The 26,030-nt window shown below is 36.2% G+C and carries 25 protein-coding genes and 1 other annotated feature; all 25 genes read right to left on the bottom strand.

Annotated elements, in window-relative coordinates; all coding sequences use genetic code 11:
- Positions 1-32: 32 nt before the first annotated feature.
- The 25 genes from MHH96_RS14575 to mraY all read right to left on the bottom strand — a co-directional run bounded on the left by MHH96_RS14575 (position 33) and on the right by mraY (position 26,029).
- A complete protein-coding gene (locus tag MHH96_RS14575; RefSeq protein ID WP_061796760.1) occupies positions 33-1,358 on the bottom strand; it encodes a solute carrier family 23 protein in 1,326 nt (441 codons plus the stop codon).
- A 177-nt stretch (positions 1,359-1,535) separates the two neighbouring features.
- Entirely contained in the window at positions 1,536-2,078 is a 543-nt protein-coding gene (pyrR, locus tag MHH96_RS14570) for a bifunctional pyr operon transcriptional regulator/uracil phosphoribosyltransferase PyrR (RefSeq protein WP_047939931.1), read from the bottom strand.
- Between the two features lie 189 nt (positions 2,079-2,267).
- Positions 2,268-3,179: an RluA family pseudouridine synthase gene (locus MHH96_RS14565; protein WP_061796762.1), complete on the bottom strand. Its 912-nt coding sequence runs from the start codon at positions 3,177-3,179 to the stop codon at positions 2,268-2,270.
- On the bottom strand, positions 3,148-3,681 hold the full coding sequence (gene lspA / locus MHH96_RS14560) for a signal peptidase II (RefSeq protein ID WP_082138207.1): 534 nt from the start codon (positions 3,679-3,681) through the stop codon (positions 3,148-3,150). The genes MHH96_RS14565 and lspA overlap by 32 nt, the downstream gene beginning before the upstream one ends.
- Before the next feature lie 64 nt (positions 3,682-3,745).
- Positions 3,746-4,027 (bottom strand): hypothetical protein, encoded by a 282-nt coding sequence (locus MHH96_RS14555; protein ID WP_061796764.1) that lies wholly within the window; start codon positions 4,025-4,027, stop codon positions 3,746-3,748.
- Between the two features lie 343 nt (positions 4,028-4,370).
- Complete coding sequence (ileS, locus tag MHH96_RS14550) at positions 4,371-7,130, bottom strand: isoleucine--tRNA ligase (protein ID WP_341117607.1); 2,760 nt, start codon at positions 7,128-7,130, stop codon at positions 4,371-4,373.
- A gap of 99 nt (positions 7,131-7,229) precedes the next feature.
- Positions 7,230-7,464, bottom strand: a binding site (T-box leader).
- A 60-nt stretch (positions 7,465-7,524) separates the two neighbouring features.
- Positions 7,525-8,022 (bottom strand): DivIVA domain-containing protein, encoded by a 498-nt coding sequence (locus MHH96_RS14545; RefSeq protein WP_016201026.1) that lies wholly within the window; start codon positions 8,020-8,022, stop codon positions 7,525-7,527.
- 201 nt (positions 8,023-8,223) lie between these two features.
- Positions 8,224-8,997, bottom strand: coding sequence for a YlmH family RNA-binding protein (locus MHH96_RS14540; protein ID WP_061796768.1), 774 nt, complete (start codon positions 8,995-8,997; stop codon positions 8,224-8,226).
- Between the two features lie 569 nt (positions 8,998-9,566).
- Entirely contained in the window at positions 9,567-9,827 is a 261-nt protein-coding gene (locus MHH96_RS14535) for a YggT family protein (protein ID WP_047939926.1), read from the bottom strand.
- Positions 9,828-9,833: 6 nt separating this feature from the next.
- Complete coding sequence (locus tag MHH96_RS14530; protein ID WP_047939925.1) at positions 9,834-10,331, bottom strand: cell division protein SepF; 498 nt, start codon at positions 10,329-10,331, stop codon at positions 9,834-9,836.
- A gap of 12 nt (positions 10,332-10,343) precedes the next feature.
- Complete coding sequence (locus MHH96_RS14525; protein WP_047939924.1) at positions 10,344-11,021, bottom strand: YggS family pyridoxal phosphate-dependent enzyme; 678 nt, start codon at positions 11,019-11,021, stop codon at positions 10,344-10,346.
- A complete protein-coding gene (gene pgeF, locus MHH96_RS14520; protein ID WP_047939923.1) occupies positions 11,022-11,846 on the bottom strand; it encodes a peptidoglycan editing factor PgeF in 825 nt (274 codons plus the stop codon).
- Positions 11,847-12,087: 241 nt separating this feature from the next.
- Entirely contained in the window at positions 12,088-12,867 is a 780-nt protein-coding gene (sigG, locus tag MHH96_RS14515; protein ID WP_047939922.1) for an RNA polymerase sporulation sigma factor SigG, read from the bottom strand.
- Positions 12,868-13,019: 152 nt separating this feature from the next.
- A complete protein-coding gene (gene sigE, locus MHH96_RS14510) occupies positions 13,020-13,739 on the bottom strand; it encodes an RNA polymerase sporulation sigma factor SigE (protein ID WP_047939921.1) in 720 nt (239 codons plus the stop codon).
- A 45-nt stretch (positions 13,740-13,784) separates the two neighbouring features.
- A complete protein-coding gene (gene spoIIGA / locus MHH96_RS14505; RefSeq protein ID WP_047939920.1) occupies positions 13,785-14,717 on the bottom strand; it encodes a sigma-E processing peptidase SpoIIGA in 933 nt (310 codons plus the stop codon).
- A 352-nt stretch (positions 14,718-15,069) separates the two neighbouring features.
- Positions 15,070-16,236 (bottom strand): cell division protein FtsZ, encoded by a 1,167-nt coding sequence (gene ftsZ, locus MHH96_RS14500; RefSeq protein ID WP_095257581.1) that lies wholly within the window; start codon positions 16,234-16,236, stop codon positions 15,070-15,072.
- Between the two features lie 171 nt (positions 16,237-16,407).
- On the bottom strand, positions 16,408-17,691 hold the full coding sequence (ftsA, locus tag MHH96_RS14495; protein WP_047939918.1) for a cell division protein FtsA: 1,284 nt from the start codon (positions 17,689-17,691) through the stop codon (positions 16,408-16,410).
- Positions 17,692-18,023: 332 nt separating this feature from the next.
- Positions 18,024-18,389 (bottom strand): small basic family protein, encoded by a 366-nt coding sequence (locus MHH96_RS14490; RefSeq protein WP_047939917.1) that lies wholly within the window; start codon positions 18,387-18,389, stop codon positions 18,024-18,026.
- Entirely contained in the window at positions 18,389-19,117 is a 729-nt protein-coding gene (locus tag MHH96_RS14485) for a DUF881 domain-containing protein (RefSeq protein ID WP_369988450.1), read from the bottom strand. Before MHH96_RS14485 ends, MHH96_RS14490 begins: the two co-directional genes overlap by 1 nt.
- Before the next feature lie 32 nt (positions 19,118-19,149).
- Positions 19,150-19,848: a DUF881 domain-containing protein gene (locus tag MHH96_RS14480; protein ID WP_095257582.1), complete on the bottom strand. Its 699-nt coding sequence runs from the start codon at positions 19,846-19,848 to the stop codon at positions 19,150-19,152.
- Complete coding sequence (locus MHH96_RS14475; protein ID WP_061796772.1) at positions 19,838-20,614, bottom strand: cell division protein FtsQ/DivIB; 777 nt, start codon at positions 20,612-20,614, stop codon at positions 19,838-19,840. Before MHH96_RS14475 ends, MHH96_RS14480 begins: the two co-directional genes overlap by 11 nt.
- Positions 20,615-20,709: 95 nt before the next feature.
- Entirely contained in the window at positions 20,710-21,813 is a 1,104-nt protein-coding gene (gene murG, locus MHH96_RS14470) for an undecaprenyldiphospho-muramoylpentapeptide beta-N-acetylglucosaminyltransferase (protein WP_061796774.1), read from the bottom strand.
- Positions 21,814-22,289: 476 nt separating this feature from the next.
- Positions 22,290-23,390 (bottom strand): stage V sporulation protein E, encoded by a 1,101-nt coding sequence (gene spoVE, locus MHH96_RS14465; protein ID WP_047939912.1) that lies wholly within the window; start codon positions 23,388-23,390, stop codon positions 22,290-22,292.
- A gap of 312 nt (positions 23,391-23,702) precedes the next feature.
- Complete coding sequence (murD, locus tag MHH96_RS14460; RefSeq protein ID WP_061796775.1) at positions 23,703-25,055, bottom strand: UDP-N-acetylmuramoyl-L-alanine--D-glutamate ligase; 1,353 nt, start codon at positions 25,053-25,055, stop codon at positions 23,703-23,705.
- Complete coding sequence (gene mraY, locus MHH96_RS14455; protein ID WP_047939910.1) at positions 25,055-26,029, bottom strand: phospho-N-acetylmuramoyl-pentapeptide-transferase; 975 nt, start codon at positions 26,027-26,029, stop codon at positions 25,055-25,057. The genes murD and mraY overlap by 1 nt, the downstream gene beginning before the upstream one ends.
- Between the last annotated feature and the right edge of the window lies 1 nt (position 26,030).

Genomic DNA, 26,030 nt, shown 5'->3' with positions numbered 1-26,030 from the left:
TAAGTCTCTCTGTACTTGTTTAAAAGGTGTTCTTATTTAGTTTCATCTACTGCGATTGAATCTTCGAACAAATCTTCTTTTGCTTTTTCTCTACCAGGTAATACTAGGTTTAAAATAATTCCGAGGATTGCAGCAAAAGCCATTCCCTCTAATTTAAAGTGTTCACCCATATGAATCGAGAATCCGCCAATTCCAGTTACAAGGATGACAGATGCAATAACTAAATTGCGGTTTTTATTGAAATCAAGTTTTGCTTCTACAATAATTCTTAATCCAGATGATGCGATGATTCCGAATAGAAGGATAGATACGCCTCCCATTACTGGTGTTGGGATAGACTGTATAAGGGCCGCGATTTTTCCGATAAACCCAAAACCTATTGCTAATACTGCTGCTCCACCTAAAACATATACACTATACACTCTCGTTATTGCTAAAACCCCAATATTTTCTCCATAAGTTGTTTTTGCAGGTCCCCCCATTAAAGCAGAGATAATCGTTGCAGTTCCATCTCCTAAAATACTTCTGTGAAGGCCAGGATCTTTTATATAATCTTTTCCAACTACTTTACTTAATACAAGCTGATGACCGATATGCTCTGTTAGTGTGACGATTGCCACTGGAACAAAGATTGTAAGTAGTGCAAGGTTTATCGTTACAGGATAATCTACGAATGGGAAGATAAAATCTGGCATTGCAAACCATTTGGCATCCAAGACTCCATGAAAGTTAACCACTCCTACAAGCAAGGCATAGACATAGCCGATTACGATACCTGCTAATATTGGGATAAAGCTGAATACTCCTTTGCCAAACATCGTGAAAAGGATGGTTGCAAGTAACGTTACTAGTGCAACAGAGATATAAAGTAAGCTGTATTCTTGATTCTTAGCTCCATAATTCATAAACATCGATTGTCCAACCGCTGTTGTAGCAAGCGCTAATCCAATGACCATGATTACAGGTCCGACAACGATTGGCGGTAAGATATTCATAATCCAACGATATCCTGCTTTTTTAATCGTTAAGGCAACAATTCCATAAACAATTCCGGCAATAAAGGTTCCGATCATGGCTGCGCCTGGTCCGCCGCCCGGCATTGTCTTCGCCGCGATAACTGGTGCGATAAAAGCAAAAGAGGAACCTAAGTACGCAGGTACTTTAAATTGTGTAATGATTAAGAATGCGAGCGTACCTATTCCACTTGAGACTAAAGCAACCGCTGGACTCAATTCAATTAAGAATGGTACTAAAACAGTTGCGCCAAACATGGCGAATAAATGCTGTAAGCTTAAGGTAATCCATTGAAGGGCACTTGGTTTATCATTAATTCCTAATAAGGGTTTTGTTTCGTTCATTTCTGTCTCCTCTTTCTGTTAAAAAAATTGAGTATAAATTAGTTATTAATATCCCCTATTGAACAAATAAAACCCCTTTTCTGCGCAGCAAAAAAGGGGTTTTAAGCAGGTTTAAAGAAACCTTAGGAAAAAACTCCCCTTTTCAGCCTCACAGGACTGCTTTTAAAAGGGATCTATTTAATTTTCAAATATATTTACTTCATCATGACCATCGACTTCATCAAGCTCAACTACAATTTTTTCTGAACTGGAAGTAGGAATGTTTTTCCCTACATAATCAGCTCTTATTGGAAGTTCTCGATGACCTCTGTCCACTAGAACCGCAAGCTGTATGGATGCTGGTCTACCCATATCCATCAGTGCATCCATTCCGGCACGAACAGTTCTTCCTGTATATAATACATCATCTACCAGAATGACTTTTAAGCCTTGGATATCTGTTGGAATATCTGATCCTTTTACTAATGGTTCTTCATTCTTTGTTTTCTTCGTTAAATCATCTCGATATAACGTAATATCCAATTCGCCAACTTCGATTGGCTTTCCTTCTATTTGGGCAATTTTTTCGGCAAGACGATTTGCAATATAAATACCTCTTGTCCGAATGCCAACTAGAATACAATCTTCTATCCCTTTATTCTTTTCAATAATTTCATGAGCGATTCTTGTTAATGCTCGTCTAATTGCTTGATCGTCTAGTACAAGTGCCTTTTTCGACATTTTGATCACCATCCATGCTGTGATTCAATCTAAAAAAAATATCCTCTCACCCTTTTGGATGAGAGGATATACGTATACTAAGATAGCTATTACTAAAAATAGCTAGAATCCGTTACCTTCTCAACCTCACAGGATTGATTTAAAGGACTTATTCAACTAAAGTTATCTTAATATATGATAGAGCGCTTGTCAACGATTATTTCGTAAAGTATCTAAAAGCTGTTCATATTCTTTAGGTAAAGGTGCTTCGAACTCTAAATATTCTCCAGTTCGTGGATGCTCAAATCCTAGTAAGCCAGCATGAAGTGCTTGACCGCCAATATCTAGTGTTTTTCTTGGTCCATATTTAGGATCTCCCACAAGCGGATAGCCAATATACTTCATATGCACACGAATTTGGTGGGTGCGTCCCGTCTCTAATTGGCATTCAATATAAGTGTATTCCGCTATTCTTTCTAGTACATGAAAATGAGTAACCGCATGTTTCCCCTTATCTACAACAGCCATACTTTGTCTGTCTTTCGTGTCACGACCAATCGGTGCCTCAATTGTCCCATAATCATGGGGAATAGAACCATGTACTAATGCCTTATATTTTCTCGTTACAGTTTTTGCTACTAATTGATTCACTAGACTTTCATGAGCAGCATCATTTTTAGCAACCATCAGCAGTCCAGACGTATCTTTATCGATTCGGTGAACAATTCCAGGTCTCATCACCCCATTAATTCCAGAAAGATCTTTACAATGGGCCATTAGACCATTCACTAATGTTCCTGTTACATGGCCAGGTGCTGGATGTACAACCATTCCTTTTGGTTTATTTACTACGATAACATCTTGATCTTCATAATAAATATCCAAATCCATTTCCTCTGCCTCTACATCTAGCTCAACTGCTTCCGGTACTTCAATAGCTACTACATCGTTTAAAACACCTTTATACTTTGTTTTAACGGTTTGTCCGTTAACAGTCACATGACCGTCTTTTATCCATTGTTGAACCTGCGTTCTTGACCAATCTGCATTAATTGTGGAAACAATCTTGTCGATTCGTTCATTTACTTGCTCACTTTGAATGATATGTTCCTTTTTTTCCATGTTTCTTCTCCTTCTTTGCGTCTCGATCCTCCCTCAGCATCACTAGGATTAATAAAATAACACCAATTACTAAAGATGAGTCTGCAATATTAAATATAGGGAAATCATAATTGAAGATATACGTATTGATAAAGTCGACTACATATTGATGTCTGGCACGGTCAATAAAATTACCAAGCGCACCACCTAAAATTAGACCCAGTGCGACGCCGTATAGCATTTTTCCTTTTGTACCAGTTTGAATCAAATAAATTAACCCAATCACAACAACGACGGTGATAATATAGAAAAATACCATTTGGTTTTCCAGCATGCCCCATGCGGCTCCACTATTACGATGAGATGTTAGGTAGAAAAAATCTTTTATTACTTCGATGCTTTCCCCCAGCTCCATATTTTTTACAACTAACCATTTTGTCCATTGATCAATAATAATAATAATAGCTGCAATTATGTAATAAAACACTAAAGTTTCCTCCAATTCTCGAGTCTCCTTTAGCATTTTAGCATAAACTAGATGAAAACGATAGCTTGGCCGCATATTTCCATTTGAAGTAGTGTTTTAATCAGTGGATTGACTTTCGATAATAGGATTGAATGCTGTTTATATCGTTCTTTGTCCTAATTATCGGAACCATCTCTAACAAATCAAATGGCAGCAATTCACCAGACATTTCACACATTCCAAAATTGCCATTTTCTAATTTTTGCATCGTTTCTTCTACATCTTTTAGTTCGTCTTCAATATATTTGTTTATTTTTGAATCTCTTTTTATGCTTAACGTTGTTACTAATTCAATTTGTGTCATACGGAGTTCTGTATAAAGCTTTTCAATAGTTGAATTCAATTCCATTACCTCCGTTTCTTTAATTATTTTTAGCATTTCCATTGAAGGAGACAAAAACCGATTAAAGATTTAACAGGCATAACAACTATTAACGGAGGTGGAAGTATTTCACTTCTTTTCTCATGTATAAAAAATTCCCTCCGCTTTATGATAATAGCCAGGTATGTTTTTTACACTATGTAATCACTTTTCTGTTTTCTCTTTCCCAATAAAAGGCTTTTCCAAAACTTTTTTCCTTTTATAAAAAAAACCAAACAAGTGATTCGAAATATTTTTTCGAATCCTTGTTTGGGAGTTAACTTCAGCTACTGGAAAGTTTATATTCCAGTCTCCTATAAAGTTTTTAATAATTTTCTTCTACTACATGTGCGCATCTTTCACATAGTGTTGGATGTGCTTCCACTTTACCGACATCTGTTGTTACAGTCCAGCATCTTTCACATGTTTCACCAGCTGCTTTTGTAACGACAATGGCCGCATTTTCAAGTTTTAGAGCTTCTTCAGGTGCGTTATTGTATTCACCAGAAATTTCGAAACCTGATACGATAAATAATTGCTGTAAGTTTTCTTGAATGGAATTTAGAAGGGTATTTACTTCTTCATTAACATACAATGTTACTTTCGCAGCAAGTGATTTACCGATCACTTTTTGATTACGAGCTTCTTCTAATGCTTTCAGCACATCATCCCGTACAACCAAGAATTTATTCCATTTTTCTTCTAACACATCACTATTTTCAAATGTTGTGTATTCTGGGAAATCAGTTAGCTGTACACTTTCTTCTTGTACAGAAGAGATATGATCCCAAACCTCATCCGCAGTATGCGGTAAGATTGGTGCAACTAATTTTGTTAAGCTGATTAAGCTTTCGTAAAGAACGGTTTGAATCGCTCTTCTTTCTTTATTATTTGCTGCTTCAATGTACAGTACATCTTTTGAAAAATCAAGATAGAATGCACTTAAGTCCAGTGTACAGAAATTATTAATATTATGATAAATCGTAGAGAATTCGTATTTATCATAGGATTCTGTTACGTTTTTAATCAATTTATTTAATTTAATCAGTATAAACTGATCAACTTCACGTAATTCATCATAGGAAAGTCCATCTGTTTCTGGATTGAAATCAGCAAGATTTCCTAATAAGAAACGGAATGTATTTCTAATTTTACGATATCCTTCTGTTACTTGTTTTAAAATTGCATCAGATACACGTACATCTGCTTGGAAGTCTACAGAAGCTACCCATAGTCGTAAAATATCTGCACCTAATTGATTCATAACTTTTGCAGGAATCATTACATTTCCTAGTGATTTACTCATTTTACGGCCTTCTCCGTCTAAAACAAAGCCATGACTTAAAACAGCTTTATAAGGTGCTTTCCCAGTTACCGCTACACTTGTAGATAAAGAGGAGTTAAACCAGCCGCGATATTGGTCAGAACCTTCTAAATATAAGTCAGCAGGACGTTGTAAATCATCTCTTTCTAGCAATACAGCTTGGTGAGAAGAACCAGAGTCGAACCATACATCCATAATATCTGTTTCTTTCGTAAATTCTCCATTAGGGCTTCCAGGATGTGTAAATCCTTCTGGCAATAATTCCTTCGCAGACTTTTCAAACCAAATATTTGAACCATTTTCTCTAAATAAATTAGAAATATGCTCAATTGTTTCATCTGTAATGATGCTGTCACCGTTTTCTGCATAGAACACTGGAATTGGCACACCCCATGCACGTTGTCTTGAAATACACCAGTCTCCACGATCCCGAACCATATTAAATAATCTTGTTTCGCCCCATGCTGGAACCCACTTTGTTTCTTTTACTGCATCTAATAGTTCGTTTCTAAAGTCTTTAATAGAAGCAAACCATTGTGCAGTAGCACGGAAAATAACTGGTTTTTTCGTTCTCCAGTCATGTGGATAGGAGTGAGTGATAAATTGCAGCTTTAATAATGCACCAGCCTCTTCAAGTTTTTCTGTAATCGGCTTATTCGCTTTATCATAGAATAATCCTTCAAATCCAGGTGCTTCTTCTGTCATTACCCCTTTATCATCAACAGGACAAAGAACTTCTAATCCGTATTTTTGACAAACTAAGAAGTCATCTTCCCCATGTCCAGGAGCAGTATGAACACATCCAGTACCCGCATCTGTTGTTACATGTTCTCCTAACATTACTAAAGAATCACGGCCGTAGATTGGATGTGCAGCTAGAATGTACTCTAGGTCTGCCCCTTTCACTTCTTGAACAACTTTTGCTTCTTCCCAGCCAATTTCTGTTTTGACACTTTCCAATAAGTCTTGTGCAACTAAGTATTTGCTGCCTTTTTCTTCTACTACAACATACGTTAAAGTAGGGTGAACAGATATACCCAAGTTAGCCGGAATTGTCCATGGAGTAGTTGTCCAAATAACGATTTGTACATCCTCTGCTAGAATCCCTTTGCCATCCTTTACTTTAAACCCAACATAAATGGAGGCAGACTTTTTGTCTTTATATTCAATTTCAGCTTCAGCAAGAGCTGATTCACTTGTTGGAGACCAATATACCGGCTTTTTACCTTTATAAATATAGCCTTTTTTCGCCATTTCTCCAAACACTTTAATTTGCTGTGCTTCATATTCAGGCTTTAAAGTAATATAAGGATTTTCCCAATCTCCGCGAACCCCTAAGCGTTTAAATTGTTCTCGTTGACTGTCGATTTGCCCTAATGCATATTCTTCACATAGCTTACGGAACTCGGCAATCGTCATTTCTTTACGTTTAACTCCTTTATTGGTTAAAGCTTGTTCGATTGGCAGACCATGTGTATCCCATCCTGGCACATATGGTGCTTGAAAGCCAGTCATTGATTTATAACGTACAATAAAATCTTTTAAAATTTTATTAAGCGCATGTCCAATATGGATATCCCCATTCGCATATGGAGGTCCATCATGCAAAACAAACATTGGGCGACCTTGAGTACGTTCCTGCACTTTTTCGTAAATGTTCATTTCTTTCCATTTCGCTTGAATTTCAGGCTCACGATTAGGCAAGTTTCCTCTCATCGGAAATGCTGTTTTTGGCATAAGCAACGTATCTTTATATTCCATTTTCTTCCTCCAACTTAATTCTCTTTTTTCATGTATACTTCCATCTAACCAATATTCTATAAATTCAGTATAGACAGCAAAAAACCTTCTCATCCCCATGAAAGGGACGAGAAGGTCGATCATTAGGTTCCCGCGGTACCACCCTTATAGATAAAAGTTTCTTTTATCCACTTAGACATTTTTTAACGGCAATGAACCGCTTTTTCTTACTTAACTTTTTCAGAAAAAGACTCCAGGGTGATTTTCAATTTCCAACTTATATCAGGCTCCCACCATCCCTGATTCGCTAATCATAAGTTTTTCGGCAATCTACTTTCCCTATCAACGCTACATGAATATATATATTTGTGAAAAATTATATTGCAAATCTACCTTATCGTCAAGGCAATGGTCTTTATTTTGTAGAATTTAACTCTGATGCATCTAATTCGTATTCTAATAAATGATCCCAATCATCGTTGTTTAACATATCTAATTGTGCTTCAATCAGCATTTTGAAACGTGTACGGAATACTTTTGATTGCTTTTTCAATTCTTCAATCTCTAGCGCAATCTTTCTTGCCTTTGATAATGATTCGTTCACAATTCGATCCGCATTCTTTTCCGCTTCTTTAATAATTAGTTTTGCTTCTTTTTGTGCATTACGTTTAACTTCCTCAGCAGCCTCTTGTGCTACAACAATTGATTTATTTAATGTTTCTTCAATATTATTATAGTGGCCGATACGGTCAGTTAACTCGTTTAATCTTTCTTCTAGTTCTTTTTTCTCGCGGATAATATTTTCATAATCTTTAATTACCTGATCAAGAAATTCATTTACTTCGTCTTCATCGTAACCACGGAAGCCTTTGGCAAATTCCTTATTATGAATATCTAACGGCGTTAATGGCATAAAGCCACCTCCCAAACTTCAATTTCTTATGTATCATCCTTATTTCGACAGTATTACCGGATTTCCTGCATTATTTTTAAAAAATAAGAAGAAACATGAAAAATAATGCTGCTAAAAAATATTGTATCATATATACTCGATAAAAAAACTATGTTTTTTGTCTGAAATAGAAATTATGGGAACTCCTTCATTTCTGATTTTTCACTTCAATTTACCTACTACAATTCTCCATTTATCTTTTTTTGTTTTACCTTCAATAGATTTAATCATGGCCCTACCTGCTCCGCGCACTGAGAAGACATCTCCTTCTTCACACATAAAAGAGACATTTTCATTTAAAGTGAAATTTACTTTGACTAAGCCTTGAGTAATATAGGTCTTTGCTTTTTCTCTTGAAAAATTATAAATAGCAGCAACAATGGCGTCAAGCCGAAGAGAAGTAATAGTCGTTGTCATCTCTGTCCAATGTTCTTCTGTTAAAATTATGTTTTCTAAAGATACAGCAGCAAGTGTTACCTTTGCTTTTCCGATAGAATCAAGTTGAAGTCTCACATAATCCTCAACCTCACTAGCAACGACAAATTGAATATCCCCGTCAAGAACGAATATATCTCCGAATTTACTTCTATTTAATCCAAGAGACATTAAACTTCCTAAAACATGCGGATGCTCTATTGTGATGAATTTCTTGGGATAATTCACTTCTAATAAGGACAAATTAAAATCCGCTTCCATCGGTTGATAATATTCAGGGTATAGGATAGCTCTTTTTCTTTCCGCTTGTTCATGGCCGCCAAAAAATGCATATTTCACTTCCTGATTTTCTCCGATAATCATCCGAAGAACTTTCTGTTCACGCGGATCCAAAAAATCAGTCAATTTCGGTGCATAAGTATTCGCGACATAACTTTGCCAATTTTGCACTTGATCGATAAATTCTCTTTCTTCCGGACGAAAATGTTGATAAATTGACATCTTTGTAACTCCTTTTTGGCATAGAAAAAGGGCTGGGACAAAAGTATTCCAACCAAATATAAAACCGAACAATTATATGGAGATGCTAATCAAATTCTCGTATAATTGTTTGTTTTTTTCATTCTGAATGGGTTTTATGGTTAGTCACCGCAGACTGAATACACTTCGCTTTCCATGGGGCGAGCGCCGAGCCGCTTCGGCTTCGCCTGCAGGGTCTCGGACTTTCTCGCAGATCCCATAGGAGTCTACGTGTATTCAGTCTGCTCCGTTTTTCCTAATAATTATATTTTCTTTTTTTAAAAAATAATGGAACGAAACAACCTTTAAAAACGGAGTGGAATGGAGCGGAGGACCCTCGACTCCTGTGGAAAGCAGAGCAAAACCTAAGACCCCACAGGCTTTAGCCGAGGAGGCTTAGGTTGCTCCCCGCGGAAAGCGAGGGTCTGTAGCGCAATGGAACGAATTGGTTTTACTACTTAATTAGAGATTGTTCGTCTTTATGCATTATATATTTTGTTTTGTCCCTGCCTCTTTCTACCTTTGTTCAGTATTGACCTTTATAAAATTACTTAGAACCAATAAAATAATTGTCCAATCCCTCTTCCTGCTAGATTCAATACGAAGATTGCAACAATTGGCGAAATATCGATCATGCCAAGAGGCGGAATAAATCTTCTAAACATCTCTAAATATGGTTCACAGATTTTTGCCAGAAAAATACCTATAGATGTTTCGCGAGCATTCGGAATCCATGACATTAATATATATACAATAAGCGCGTAAGAATATATGGTTAAAGCATTAGCTAAAATACTTATAATGAACGTCATTCGGTTTTACCACCTCGTATTTTCGTATTCTGCATCTTGCAGGATTTGCGAAATATTCCCTGAAACTTCTACGTTATCCGGCGTACACAGGAATATATCCGTACCGATTTTCTGGATATCGCCGCCAATTGCATAGACAGTTCCACTTAAAAAATCAACAATACGTTTCCCTTGATCTTTTTCAATACGCTGTAAATTCACAACAACTGCACGGCGATTTTTTAATTGATCAGCAATATCTTGTGCTTCTGCGTATACACGAGGTTCCACTAAAAATACCTTCGATGACTTCTGTACACTTTGTAAGCTCACAACATTTTGACTGTTTTTCGGCTGTTGCTGCTGAATATGATGGTTATGGTTATGCTGACTGTGAGTGTGCTGTACAGGCTGCTTATAATTTCTTGCCGGCTCGTTTGGTTCTTCTTGATAGTTTACTTGACCTTCTTCATAATCTTCATCTTCTAAAAAGAAGAACGTTTTAATTTTTGATTTTATGCTCATTTCACTCGCCTCCTATTTCTCGCTTCCTACTAAAGCAGTTCCAATTCTTATCATCGTTGCTCCCTCTTCGATCGCAATAGAATAATCATTCGACATTCCCATAGAAAGCTCTGTACATGGAGCATATGGTAATTGTAGTCCTTTTACATCTTCCTGAATGCTTTTTAATTTTCGAAAGCATTCACGCAAGAATTCTTTATCATCTGTAAATGGTGCCATCGTCATTAATCCAACTACCTGAATATGTGGATATTCGGACAACTGTTTAACAAAATCGATAACTTCCTCTGGCTTCATTCCATGCTTTGACTCTTCGTTCGAAACATTAACCTGTACAAAACACTTTATGGTTCGCTTTGCTCTTTTATGTATTTCTTTTGCTAAAGAAAGCCGATCCAATGAGTGAATATAGTCTACATAATCTATAATACCTTTTACTTTTCTCGTCTGCAATGATCCGATAAAATGCCATATAGGCTTGTCTTGTAGAACGTCATACTTTGCTAATAATCCTTCTTCACGATTTTCCCCTAAATGAACAATCCCAGCATCGAGTGCTTCTTTTGCTCGCTCTATTGTAACATATTTTGTGACAGCAATTATCGTAACCTCTTCTGGCTGACGATTCACTTTTTTACATGCCCCTGCTATTTCTTGTTTTATTTCATTAAGATTATCTTTCACTAACATTTAATTTCCGTCTTCCTCTCTCCATCCAATATAACTCATCATTCTCCCAGTTTTCCCTTTATCTCTTCTGTGAGAGAAAAAATAAGCATCATCTTCGTAAGTACAATAGTCAGTTAGATGAATATTACTTTCAAGCATACCACTTTCTAACAATATCTGCTTGTTTGCTTCTTGTAAATTCAGTCTGTATTGTCCTGGAGAAATAGTCGTAAATGGCTTTTGTTGCGATTGTATCGCCTTTTCCACTTCATTGATGACACGATCATCCACGACATAATGGCGCGCTGAGATAGAAGGACCAACAACAGCGAGCACTTCTTCTCTTGGAATCTTATGAGAAGCAAAGACTTTCATCATTTCCCCGGCAATACCTTTTACGGTTCCTTGCCATCCAGCATGAGCGATACCTACCGCTTTTGTAGCTGGATGAATAAAATATAATGGAACACAATCCGCAAAACATAAAGTTAATAATATATTTTTTTCAAAAGTAAACAAACCATCCGTATCTTTTAACGCACTATCATAATCGCTTGCACCCATACCTAAATGCGCTTGTGTTACTTCCACAATATTAACCTGATGTGTTTGCACAGCACCAACCCATTGCTCTAATGGGAAAGATAATTTTTGCGCTAGTTCATTACGGTTTGCAACCACTGTATCCTTTTGATCATTTACATGAAACGCCATATTTAAACTTGCATAATCGCCTATACTTTTCCCACCATTTTTTGTTGTGAAACCAGCTATTAAATTAGGAAACTTCCGCTCCCATAAATCAAGATTGAAAAACTGCTTATTTCTTAAAATAAAAGGTTCCATTATCTAACTCCATCTTTTTGTTTTAGTTTACCATATGGAGCTATCATTGGTCACAGAAAAACATATTTTTCTTTAGAAATAAGCTTGCATTTATGAAATTCACTCTTTTCTTCCCTGCCATTCCTCTCCCTTTTATTTTCCCTCACTAGAGCTATATATAGTAAAATTTTATACCAATAGAAAAGGCTAGACAATCATTAAAGTACCTACTTTAAGAAGTCTAACCTGTTTTATTTCCTATTTAGCTTTGAATGTTTTTATTCATTTGTTTAATAGCAGCTTTTTCCAATCTTGAGACTTGCGCTTGTGAGATGCCGATCTCATCTGCCACTTCCATTTGTGTTTTACCTTGAAAAAACCGCTTTCGCAAAATCAACTTTTCTCGATCATTTAATCGGCGCATTCCTTCTTTTAATGCTAATTCTTCCACCCACTGTATATCCTTGTTCTTTTCATCACTTAATTGATCCATTACATAGATCGGATCTCCACCATCATTATAGATTGGTTCAAAAAGCGATACTGGATCTTGAATAGCATCTAATGCAAAGACAATATCCTCATGTGGAATGTCTAACTCTTTGGCAATTTCCTCAGCTGTTGGTTCTTTTGATGTTTTGTTCATCAACCTTTCTCTGACCTGTAGTGCCTTATAAGCAATGTCTCTCAGAGATCTGGAAACCCTAATTGGATTATTGTCGCGTAAATAACGACGAATCTCTCCAATAATCATCGGAACAGCATAGGTGGAAAACTTAACATTTTGACTTAAATCAAAATTATCGATAGATTTCATTAGACCAATACAACCCACTTGAAATAAGTCATCCACGAATTCTCCTCGATTATTAAATCGCTGTATAACACTTAATACGAGGCGGAGATTCCCATTTACGAGACTTTCCCTTGCGGATGTATCTCCCTCATGCATTTGCTTGAAGAGCAATCTCATTTCTTCGTTTTTTAACACTGGAAGCTTTGATGTATCCACACCGCAAATTTCTACTTTATTTCGAGTCAATCTATTTCCCTCCTCACAGGAGCTGCTGTACAAAAAACAGTATCTCCCCGAGAAGGAAAAATATGCATGGGATGAATTTTTGTTAAATTTCCAATTTACGCTAATTTTAACTGAAATTATGTGGGACAAGGCTTTTCAAACGAAAAATTTTTTTAGACCATTTTATTAAATTCTTTTTGTAGTCTTTTAATAATCCTTTTCTCTAATCGAGAAATATACGATTGGGATATCCCAAGCATATCCGCTACATCTTTTTGCGTTTTTTCTTCTCCCGTTCCTAAACCAAACCGTAATTCCATAATTTGTTTCTCTCTTTTAGACAATTGGTGAAGCGCTTTTACTAATAGCTTTTTATCTACACTTGCATCTAAATCTTTCGTTATAATATCATCCTCTGTCCCCATTACATCGGAGAGAAGAAGTTCATTTCCATCCCAATCAATATTTAATGGCTCATCAAATGAAACCTCTGAACGGATTTTATTATTTCTGCGCAAATACATCAATATTTCATTTTCAATACATCTTGAAGCATATGTTGCCAGTTTTATTTTTTTCTCCGGATTAAACGTATTAACCGCCTTAATTAATCCAATTGTGCCAATGCTGATTAAATCTTCGATGTTAATCCCAGTATTTTCAAACTTTCTTGCGATATAAACAACAAGGCGTAAATTTCTCTCTATCAGCATCGAACGAGCTGCTTGGTCTCCTTTTGGGAGTTTTTCTAAAAGGATTTCCTCTTCTTCTTTCGTTAACGGAGGAGGCAGTGCTTCACTTCCACCAATATAAAATACTTCGTCTGTTTTCAATCCAAGTTTCATCAGTAATTTGTACCAATAATAAGATAAGCGAAGCTTCCATTTACTCATGTGCATTTCCTCCTTCTAAACGATGATTTTCGTGAGTATAATATATTAACTAACCTTTTCTTCGATTGATTTTTTTCCTAAAAGCATTTTCGGATGAACAATACAATCAAATATGCCCTCAGCAGATAGAACTTGACTGGTAAACGAGATTAATCCCTTTTCCACAACAATTACTTCCTGCTCTTTTTTTAAAAACAAAGTATCCGGTTTCACGGCAATAAGTAACTGGTGGTCCTTGCCAACTACCTTATATGGAATAATTCGCATCTTGCTTTCCCATTCTGGTGCGATTGGTTGACTGCCATAGATAATGGCTTCTGGCTGCTCCGTGAGACGAATTATTTCTGCTGGCATATCCTTTTCTATATTTTTCAAAGATACAAACATTACTGGAAGGCGGGAAATGGGATCATATACTTGATTACCACTATCCACCAGACCCTTGATAGAAAATTCTTTTCCCCCTATTTGAAAAATAACGTCGATTATTTGTTCATATTGGATTTTTGTCACTTCCATCCCTTCCAGATTTCTTCTCGAAAAGTACCAAACAATCGGAAATCCTAACAAAACAAAAAGCCAACTTATCGGATCACCAAACCCTTTAATACTAGCAAGAAGGACAGAAGAAGAAAGATCGAAATCAAACTGGATAAAATAATGAGCACCTATCAATGTTCCTCCGATTAAGAAAGTAGCTAAGTAAAATATCATTAAAGCTTGGATATAGGTACGAAATCGCTTATATCCAAAAGCCGTTGCCACCATCACAATAGAAAACAGAAGCTTCGATATGGGATGATTAGAATAGGGACTGAGCGGCGTTATCGAAAAAAGGATAATAAGGGAACCAATTAGCCCTCCAAGCAATATTCGCCAATGGATGATTTTTTTCTTTAATAGAATGCCTGTTAAATATAGTAATAAACTGTCAAACAGTAAATTTAATAGCCATATCACATCTAAATAAATGGCCAAGCATGTAACTCCTCCTCTCTTTTATAAAAGCAACAAAAGAAGTAAATCTTCTCTCTACTAATCTGTTACGAAAAAGTATAACGTACTTGTTCTTGAAATTCTGTCACTTTCTGTAATCAAAATATCAGAAATTTGCTCTATTTCTAACGGTTTTTGTCACTATATCTCCTCTGTTAAAAACTTTAAGTTCTAGCGAAATATTATCAGTTTTTTTACTAATTCTAAGGAATAAAAGTAAAAGAAGCGATGAGGTTTACTATAAATAAAAGGGGAGATTGCTTCATTTTTGAAAGAGAAAACAAAAAAACCTTTCCATTATGAAAAAATGGAAAGGTTTTTGCTATAGAAATAATTACCTTCTGCGGTTTCTATTTCTTAAGAATGTCGGGATATCTAAAGCATCCTCTGGTTGTTGTGCATTGCTTCTTGGTTGTTGTTCCTTTTGCACATGCGGCTCTTCGCGTTTTACTTCTCTATTGTTAACCGGATTATTAATAGGGTTTGTATTATTATTATTTGGCTTTAAACCGCCAAATCCAGGTCTATCTGGCTGCAGCTGCGATAAATCTTGGTTAAAGCCAGTAGCAATCACCGTAACAACAATTTCATCTTTCAAATCATCATTGATAATGGATCCGAAAATCATATTTACATCTTGATCGGAAGCGGATGCCACAATATCGGCTGCCTCTTGTACTTCATACAAGCTTAAATTCGTACCACCAGTGATATTCATTAATATTCCTTGTGCTCCATCAATGGAAGTCTCCAGCAGTGGCGAAGAAATTGCTTTTTTCGCTGCTTCAGCTGCACGGTTTTCCCCTGCTGCAACACCTATGCCCATAAGTGCAGAACCTTTATTCACCATAATTGTTTTCACATCAGCGAAATCTAAGTTAATCAGACCTGGTGTTGCGATTAAGTCAGAGATACCTTGTACACCTTGGCGTAATACATTATCCGCTTCTCTAAACGCTTCAAGCATCGGAGTTGATTTATCTACGATTTCAAGTAAGCGGTCGTTTGGAATAACGATCAATGTATCCACAGCATCCTTCAATGCTGTAATTCCGCTTGCAGCATGTGTGGATCTTTTTCTTCCTTCAAAAGTAAATGGTCTTGTAACTACCCCTACTGTTAATGCGCCTAGGTCGTGGGCGATTTGAGCAATAACTGGTGCAGCACCTGTCCCAGTTCCGCCACCCATTCCTGCCGTAACAAAGACCATATCTGCTCCTTTTAATGCTTCTTCAATTTGTTCTTTGCTTTCCTCAGCAGCCTTTTTCCCTACTTCAGGATTTGCACCCGCGCCTAATCCTCTTGTAAGTTTTCCGCCAATTTGCATCTTGATTTCTGCTTTAGATAAATTTAATGCCTGTGCATCTGTATTCACAGCAATAAACTCTACCCCTTGTAGCCCATGCTCAATCATTCGGTTAACAGCGTTATTTCCACCGCCACCTACTCCTATAACCTTTATTACAGCTAGTGAATCTATATTTGTATCAAATTCCAACATGACAAATCCTCCTAATTCGTCGATATTCAGCAGTATCGAACTGTCCGCATCTCAAGTCTTGGTGATATGGAGTAACATACCATTTTAATACCTAGACTGACCCTAAACGACTCTCAGCCTTCTCGAAGTTCTTTTTATCAAAATTATGCTTGTCCTATTAAAGACATTTCATTAATCAAAGAAATATCCCATAAATTTCTTAAACTTTGAGGGTTCTTTTTCCACTTGTTTTTTCTCATAAGCTGGTTTTTGGGATGCTGTTTTTTGAACTTTTTCCCTTGTTTCAGCAGGAACAGTAACAGGGTTATGAATATTTCCCCCTTGAAGTTTACTATTTTTATAGGAGAATTTAATTAAACCAACTGCAGTAGTATATTGTGGCTCTCTTACTCCGATATAATCAGGAATAGCAATTCTAACTCGGCTTTGGAAAATATCTTGCGCTAATTCTAAAATTCCCTTCGTACTAGCTACTCCTCCAGTTAATACGAATCCTCCTGGAAGATCGTATACTCCTAGTCTCGCTAGTTCATGACCAACAAGTTCAAAGATTTCTTCTAATCTTGCTTCTATAATATCAGAAATCTCCAATTGATTAAATTGCTGATGCTGATCGCTTCCGATAATAGGAACGCTGAATACTTCCTCTTCAGAAGCATGATCATAAAAAGCATAACCATACTTTATTTTTATTTTCTCTGCATCTTCTGTTGTAGTTCGAAGACCAATGGATAAGTCTTTGGTAATATGATCTCCACCTACAGGAATAACGCTGGTGGCTTTAAGGAATCCATTTTCAAATACAGCAATTGTAGTAGATCCTCCGCCTATATCTACTAACGCCACTCCTAAGTCTTTCTCATCTTTTGAAAGCGCAAAAGATCCTGCGGCAAGTGGCTGCAAGGAGATATCTTGAATTTCAAGACCTGCTCTTTCCACACATCTTAAGGTGTTATGTAAAATGGTTTTACTTCCAGTAATAATAGTACCTTCCATTTCCAATCTTACACCAATCATTCCTCGCGGATCAGTAATTTCATCTAATCCATCTACAATAAATTGTTTAGGAATTATATCAATAATCTCTTTTTCTGGGGGAATGGAAACTACCTGTGCAGCATCCTTTACCCTAATTACATCTTCAATTGTAATTTCGCGATTTTCACTTGAAACTGCAACTACTCCACGTGAGGTTTGCAGATTTACATGATTTCCCGAAACGCCAACAACTACTTGCTTTATCTCCATCCCAACCATTCGTTCGGCCTGCTCAATTGCTTGTCGAATAGAATGAACGGTTTCATCTATATCCACAATTGAACCTTTTTTTAAACCTTCTGATGGGACGATGCCTACACCAATAATATTTAAAGATTCGTTAATCATTTCTCCAATGATTACTTTTATGCTGGATGTACCGATGTCTAGACTTACATAAAGTTCATTGCTGTTCATTCTCGGGCACCTCCTTTTGCATTTTAAATAATGTGAACAACAAGTTATGTCATACAGTCAAAAATTCAACTTTTTTATCAGAAGTAATGTCTGCTATTTACATAGTTTATTTGATATACATAAAATAATCTAATCTTCACAACTATTCTATTGTATACCAGGCAACACCATATTTTCACTAAGTTTTCGCAAAGTGTCAACACAATTTTGGTCTTTTTTACTACAAATAGGACTAATTACTTATTCCACAAGGAAATATCGTAATTCACTTCCACTATATCTATTAATATTTAAATTATTCGCCAAAACTAATATATTCCCTTTTTTCTCTGTCAACTTTTTTCATTTTTTTCAAGAGAATGCGCATTTGATTTCTTTAAGATAATACTGCGGATGACAGCTATATTTTGAAATAGTCGAACACCAAATGCAAAAATAGCCGCTAAATATAAGTCTACACCAAGATGTACACCTAGAAAAGCTAAACTTGCTGCAAGAGCAATATTAAAGAAGAACCCAGTTACAAATACTTTCTCGTCGAATATATTTTGCAGATGAGCACGAATTCCTCCAAATAAAGTATCCAGTGCAGCGAGAACAGCGATTGATAAATAGTTAGCATATTCGTCTGGCACTTTTATATCGGTTAATAATCCCAATACTATCCCAACAATCAACCCAAATATAGGAAGCCACATTAAGAATCTCCTCCTTTACTTGTACTTACAGGCTTCATATGATGGATATTTATGGGGTTACTATATGCTGGAATGTTGATCGGTTCTTTTGGCATCACGACATTCAATAACAGATTAGATAAGAAAAATTCATCTGCTGACTTGGAAACCTTCATGTAATTAAATAGTTTTTCAGCAGTGTCAGCATCCTTCGCTATCACTTTTATTTCAATTGGCAGCTGATTCAGTGGGTTCCCATCCATTTTTAACACATTGTTAATTTCACGGATAACCGTTGTATTTACATAACGATTATCATTTATCGCTATCTCCTCAGCACCATATAGGTTTAATTCATTTACTAACCGTTGTAATAATTCAGAGGTAACTACTCCGGGATCTTCACCTAAAAGAATTTCTGTACTGACAGGCTCAATCTTTAAGATAATTCCCTTTCCCGTTACTTCTGTTAAGCCCGCTTCCTGCTTTAATTCTGCCAAAGTCTCTTTCAATACCGCTTCTTTGCTTCTTGGGGTTTCATTCTCATATTCTTCTATCTTTCCATTAGTCGAACGTATCTCATCTATTAGCTTTAACTCTATTTTTTTCTCTTGGATAAGATCTTCTCTTAACTCCCAAGTATCTCTCGTGTCTCGGACAGCAGGTTCTTTTATTGTCTGAAATTGAACTGCTATCATAAATCCAGCAATAAGCGTAATTCCCGTCATGGTTATAAATTTCTTATTCAAAGCGCATCATACTTTCTAAATCATACTTATCGTTAATTAACATTTAAAGGATCCATTTGTATCATTCTTTTTTTCTCAAGCGTAAATCTTACATTATCATTTACTAACAAATCCTTTACGCCACCATTGATATTTATTGCGCCTTCTAACACATCGCTGTCGCCAATTGCCGTAATAACAAAAGGGGCCGGGTGCTGGTAACCATCTATTTCAATTACGGGACCATTACAAAGTATATAGGAATTATGTGCCAGTCTTTGTCCATTGATACTAATCGCTTCTGCACCAGCAATATACAGCTCGTTAATCACTTTAAATACATGATGCTCATGTACCAAATAATTATTGACATTATCTTCCTTTGGATTATACTCACCATCTTCCAAAGCAATTTGTACCCCTTCCCCTTTTACTGCAACCTTTCCTAAATATATCCGGTATTTTTCCGCATCTTCTGCCAAGTTATAATAAGTCTCTGCTTCATTAGAAAGCTTCTTCTCTAATTGAACCAATTCCCTTTGGTTTCCCTTTAACTCCTTATATAACTCATTATTCTTTTCTTCCTGCTCGATTAGCTCATTGCGCAAATCCAAATCTCTTTCAAATTGGCTCTCGTTCAGTCCTTTACCTTCATCTTTTTTTGTATTTTGATAGGAAAAAGAAATCATAAATCCAAGTACAAGAAAAACTAAGGAGAAGATAACATTTCTTCTTCTTTTATTATTCTTCACTCTTCTTTTCCCCTTCCGAATCAAAAGCTTTAAAATAGGAACCTACCTCTAAATCAATAACGCCTTTTTTATCTGTATTCAACTGGGAAATGATGGATGGATAATGCTGCATCTTATCAGAAAAAGAGGATAAAGAAGCTAATACCTGATTCCCATCATTCATATATACAGTAACACGCCACTTATCTGTATTCCTAGGAGTATACCTTACTTCAGAAATCGCATTATACACTTCTGCTGACAGTTTATTTAGTTCTTCCCCTATTTTTTTGATTACTTTATCATCGCTCTTCATATCCTTAATAATAGGAGCATCATAGGGACTATTGGTCATTGCTCTATCCTGCAGCATCTCCCCATTTTCAAGAAGTGGAATAAATTCATTCTTTACTTCAAAGTAAGCAATCTTCCTGTACTCTTTTACGTCTATATGAACAGTATTTGGAAAAACAATAGAAATCTTAGCAGATTTAATTCCACCTGAGTCTTTTAATTTCTCTGTGAGCTTATCTTTTTTGATTGTCCAAATATTTGTTTTGCTGTTAATTCCGCTCATTTTCTCCAAGTCTTCAAAAGAATATAAACGATTCCCCGTAATTTCGATGTTTTTCACATGACTTAAAGGTGATTGGAAGTATATAACGCAAACGATGATTAGGAAGAATAGAAGGAGAAGGAAAATAAGGCGGCGATTCGCTTTTCTTCGTCTCTGCTCTTTTAATTTTGGAATTCTATCTTCTAAAGAAACTACCTTCCCTTTTTCCAAAAAATCACCCCGATATTATTAAATAAGGAAATAGTACATAACAATACAATAGGTTGTCCACCTTTTTTTAACAAACACATTTTCTATTTGCTATCTTATTTTTTCTTGTTATTGATTACTTCCTTCATGACATTATACAGCCTCATTGCCGCATCAGGAATACCTAATTTTTTGGAAGCCTCTTTCATCTCCTTCAGCAAAACAGGATTTAGCATGATAGTATCCATTTCTTCTATCAATTTTTGGCCATTCATATCACGTTCAAGGAGCATTTTGGCTGCTCCGTTACTTGTTAATGCATGTGCATTTTTTTCTTGATGATTATTCGTTACATAAGGACTTGGCACAAGAATGCTCGGAATACCAAGCGAGGTTAACTCACTTAATGTTGTTGCGCCGGCTCTTGCAACAGTTAAATCAATACTCGTTAATACTTCAGGCATATTATGGACAAATGGCTTAATAATAACATTTTCCGGATTGCCGACACGCTCTACTTCTTTCTTTACCGCTTCGTAATGTACCTCTCCTGTTACATAAAGAACTTGATAAGCTTTTTCCCCTAATTGTGGTAAAGCCGCAATTACAGCATCATTTATCGGTCTTGCTCCTCTGCTCCCGCCAACAATAAGAACAGCGGGTTCTTTTAATTTTAATCCGACTGATAAGCGACCTTTTATTCCATCCTGGTTTAACACTTCGGATGCCCTTGGATTCCCAGTCATCACAACTTTTTCATCTGGGAAAAAAGAAGCAGCTTCTTCAAAACAAATCGCTATTTTATCGACATATCTACTTAAAAACTTATTGGTCAACCCTGGAACACTATTTTGTTCATGAATAATAGTCGGTATTCCAAGCTTAGCTGCCGCATATACAACCGGGCCACAAACATATCCGCCTGTTCCGATGACAACGTCTGCTTCAAATTCTTTTAAAATCGCTTTACTTTTTTGTACACCTGCAATAAATCTCCAAACTGTTTTCACATTTTCCGGGGAAAGTTTTCGTTTAAACCCTGTGATATGTATTGTTTTAAATGGAATATCTTCTCTTCTAACTAATTTACTTTCTAGCCCTTGCTCTGTTCCGATATAAAGAAATTCAGCATCCTTCACTTCTCTTTTTATTTCGCGAATCAATGCTAATGCAGGGTATATATGTCCCCCTGTTCCTCCGCCGCTTACTACTATTTTCATTCTTTCCACCTCAAAATACTTCTCATCTCTACTTTTTCCTGAAAAAACGTTGTTTTCTTCTCTTTTACATTATAGCTTCAAATAACATAAAACAGAAATAATCTTCTGCTATTTTTTAAGATATTTTTTAGCTTTGCCGTCATCTCCCAAATAATAGATACCTTATTGTACTATATTTTAAACTTGCTTTATGAATATCTTGAAAATGATAATGAAATGTAATACATTTCGTCTTCCTACAAGTCATATTGTCATGTTTGAAAAAGATTTATCATATGTGTGAAAAAAATAAATTTTTTGTATTCTATAACACGCCTTCCCTTTTTAAGGCAGAAACTACTATGATAAACAATCTTTAGCTTTCCACATAAAAAACCTAGTAAAAGAGAATGCACTCACTTCACTAGGTTTCTATAAATTCTATAAAAATATCCAATTATGAGGCTTCCTCGCCTATTAAGGATAAGAGGCTACATTTAATACCGCGAAAACCGGCTGACATTTAGAAGGATGCCTATCGCTATTAACATAAGTGTAAGCGATGAGCCGCCATAGCTTAAAAACGGAAGTGTAATCCCTGTAACTGGCATTAGCCCTGTTACCACCCCAATGTTAATCATAACTTGAATTGCAACCATGGAAATGATCCCGACTGCCACAAAGCTTCCAAATAAATCTTGAGCTCCTAATGCAATTCTTATGCCTCTCCAAAGTAAAAGTGCAAATAATAATAAAATCAGAGAGCCGCCGATAAAGCCTAATTCTTCTGACAGAATCGCAAAAATGAAATCTGTCTGGGGCTCAGGCAAGTAGAAGAATTTTTGTCTGCTTTCCCCAAGGCCTAAACCGAATAAACCGCCTGGACCAATTGCATATAAAGATTGGATTATTTGAAATCCGCTTCCTAATGGATCTGACCACGGATCCAGAAAGGATGTTATCCTTTTAATCCTATAAGGGGCTGATGCAACCAGTCCGATAAAACCAGCTACTCCAATAAGACCTAATATAACAAAATGGCGAATGCGAGCACCAGCAATGAAAATCATGACAATACTTGTACCAACCATAACTGTCCCAGTACCTAAATCCGGCTGAAGCATAATCATTCCGAAGGCAAGAAATACCAGACCTAATGAGGGAAGTAACCCTTTTTTAAAGGAGGTTATATGCTTTTGATTTTCCGATAGAAATTTTCCTAAGAAAAGAATCATTGCTATTTTCATAAATTCAGAGGGCTGAATGGAAAAAGCTCCTACTCCAATCCAGCTTTGTGAACCATTTCGAACTAACCCCACTCCAGGAATTAAAACAACGACAAGTAAAATAAAACAAACAATAATAATCGGTTTAGCCCAGGATCTCCATATCCAATAATCTAGATTCATAATAAATAACATTGCTGCAATTCCGACCCCTGCAAAAAGCATTTGCCTTTTAGCAAAGAAAAAAGAATCACCTAAATTTCGTTCCGCCATAACAGCACTAGCACTATACACCATGATTAACCCTATAGCTAGCAATGTAAATGTAATAATCATTAAAATTATATCTGGAGTCGTTTTTTTTGATGGCACCATTAACACCTCGAACCTGCAAGATTAAGGGCTTGCAACAAAGAAAAGCGATTTATATCCAGATTTCTTTGTATACTACTGAGGAATCTGATAAAAAAAAGAAAGCTCTGTAAATCATCAGTTAAAACAGGAAAAAGGGAAGATTATTCCTTCCACCCCAATTTAGATGAAATGGAACCTGCATCCTTTTTCTACTAACCTTGTTATCATTTACAGAGCTTACTTTAAAGTAAGTATTTTATATGGATACTTTTTTATTTCTATCCATATAGATCTCAAGTTTTCTTTCAACGCCTACTTACAGACAAGCCCTTATTTAAGCATATGCACCGCATTGATAAAAATGTCTCCTCTGACTTCAAAAGTTTTATATTGATCCCAGCTTGCACATGCTGGGGAAAGAAGAATAACATCTCCGCTTTCTGATAAGTCATAGGCAGCAGGTACTGCTTTGTCCACATTATCGACGCGTTTAATGGTTTTTATTCCTGCAAGCTTGCCTGCCTTCTCCACTTTTCCAGCAGTTTGTCCAAAAGTAATCATAGCTTTTACATTTTTAAGAGATGGAATGAGTTCATCAAATTCATTTCCACGGTCCAGTCCACCAGCTAGCAGAATAACCGGTTCATTAAAGGCTGCAAGGGCATTTTGTGTTGCCAGAATATTTGTTGCTTTCGAGTCATTATAGAATTTCCGTCCATTAACTTCTTTAATAAATTGCAGACGATGCTTAACCCCTTTAAAGGTACTTAATACTGCAAAAATACTTTCATTTGTTACACCTGATAATTTTGCTGCTGCAACAGATGAAAGGATGTTTTCTAAATTTAATGCACTTAAATACATTATATCTGACAATGCCATAATTTTTTGATCATTAAAATAAATAATATTATCTTTTACATAGGCCCCATACTCAAGTTCACGTTTTGCAGAAAAAGGAATAATCGTTGCATTGCTGCTGTTCGCGATATCCATGACAATCTCTTGTTCGACGTTCACAATTAAATAGTCACTTTCATCTTGGTTTCTCGTAATGTTTCCTTTTGCCTTCGCATATTCTTCCCGTGTCCCATGATAATCTAAATGTGCCTCATAAATATTTGTAATGATCGCAATTTTCGGCTTGAATTTTTCAATTCCCATTAATTGAAAGGAGGATAATTCAATCACTATTTTATTATCTTCCTCTGCAACTTGGGCTACATTAGAAGCAACTGTTCCAATATTCCCAGCTATCAGTGGCTTTTTCTTATCAACTTCTAACATATCAAACAATAAGGTTGTGGTCGTTGTTTTCCCATTTGACCCAGTGATCGCAAGGAATGGGGCTTCGGAAACTCTATATGCTAGTTCTACCTCTGTGATGACAGGAATGCCGCGCTCCACCGCCCTTTTAATCATTGGATTAAAGTAAGGAATGCCAGGGTTTTTTACGATCAGCTGGAAACCTTCCTCCAGTAACTCAATAGGATGGCTTCCGCAGATAACCGTTATTCCTTGTTCTAATAAACCTTGCGCTTCCGGATTTTCATCCAATGGCTTACTATCATTTACTGTTACAAAGGCCCCTAAATTATGTAGTAATTGAGCTGCGCTTACTCCACTTTTAGCAAGGCCTAATACTAGTATTTTTTTATGATGAAAATCGTTAATCTGCTTCATTATAACCACACCTCAATATAAATTCCTAGAGCGGCGAATAATAATCCTACCGTCCAAAATGTCACAACTACTCGCCATTCAGACCAGCCAACTAGTTCATAATGGTGATGTAATGGACTCATACGGAAAATTCTTCTTCCTGTTGATTTAAAAGATATTACTTGAAGAATGACAGAAAGTGTCTCAATAACAAATACTCCACCTATTAATATTAACAAGATTTCTGTCTTTGTTAAGATAGCAATCGCTGCAATAGCCCCTCCAAGTGCAAGTGACCCAGTATCTCCCATAAATACTTTTGCTGGATGGGCATTGAATACTAAGAATCCTAAAACTGCGCCCACAATGGCTACCGAGAAAATACTAATTTCAAACTGTGATTGACTCCATGCAAGGACAGCAAACGCTCCAAACGCCACAGCAGAAGTCCCAGAAACTAATCCGTCCAAGCCATCTGTTAAATTCACCGCATTAGAAAATCCAACTAACCAAAAAATAATAAATAGTGCATAGAACCAACCTAATTCTAGTGGTTTATCTACAAAAGGAATCGAAATAGCAGTAGAAAATTCGTTTTCGCGTAAAACAAAGTAAAAAATAAGCGAAATAACAATCTGCCCTAATAGCTTTTGTCTAGAAGTTAATCCTAAATTACGCTTCATCACTACTTTTATAAAGTCATCTAAAAAGCCTAACAATCCAAACCCGACTAATACTAAAAGTAATAAATACGTCTTAATCGTCGGCTCTGAAAATTTATTAATCATTACCAAAGTCGTTACCACAATGGAGAAAATAATCATTAAGCCCCCCATAGTTGGCGTTCCCGTTTTTTTCTGATGAGATTTCGGTCCTTCTTCTCTAATGCTTTGTCCGAATTTTAATCTTCGCAAGAAGGGAATAAAAAAGGGAGAAATTAATACCGTTATTAAAAAGCCTAATAGAATCGTAAAAAAGATAACTTTCTCCTGCATT

The organism is Niallia sp. FSL K6-0212 (genome assembly GCF_038007605.1).
GTDB classification, from domain to species: domain Bacteria; phylum Bacillota; class Bacilli; order Bacillales; family Cytobacillaceae; genus Niallia; species Niallia circulans.
This window is presented reverse-complemented; position numbering and strand designations above follow the sequence as displayed.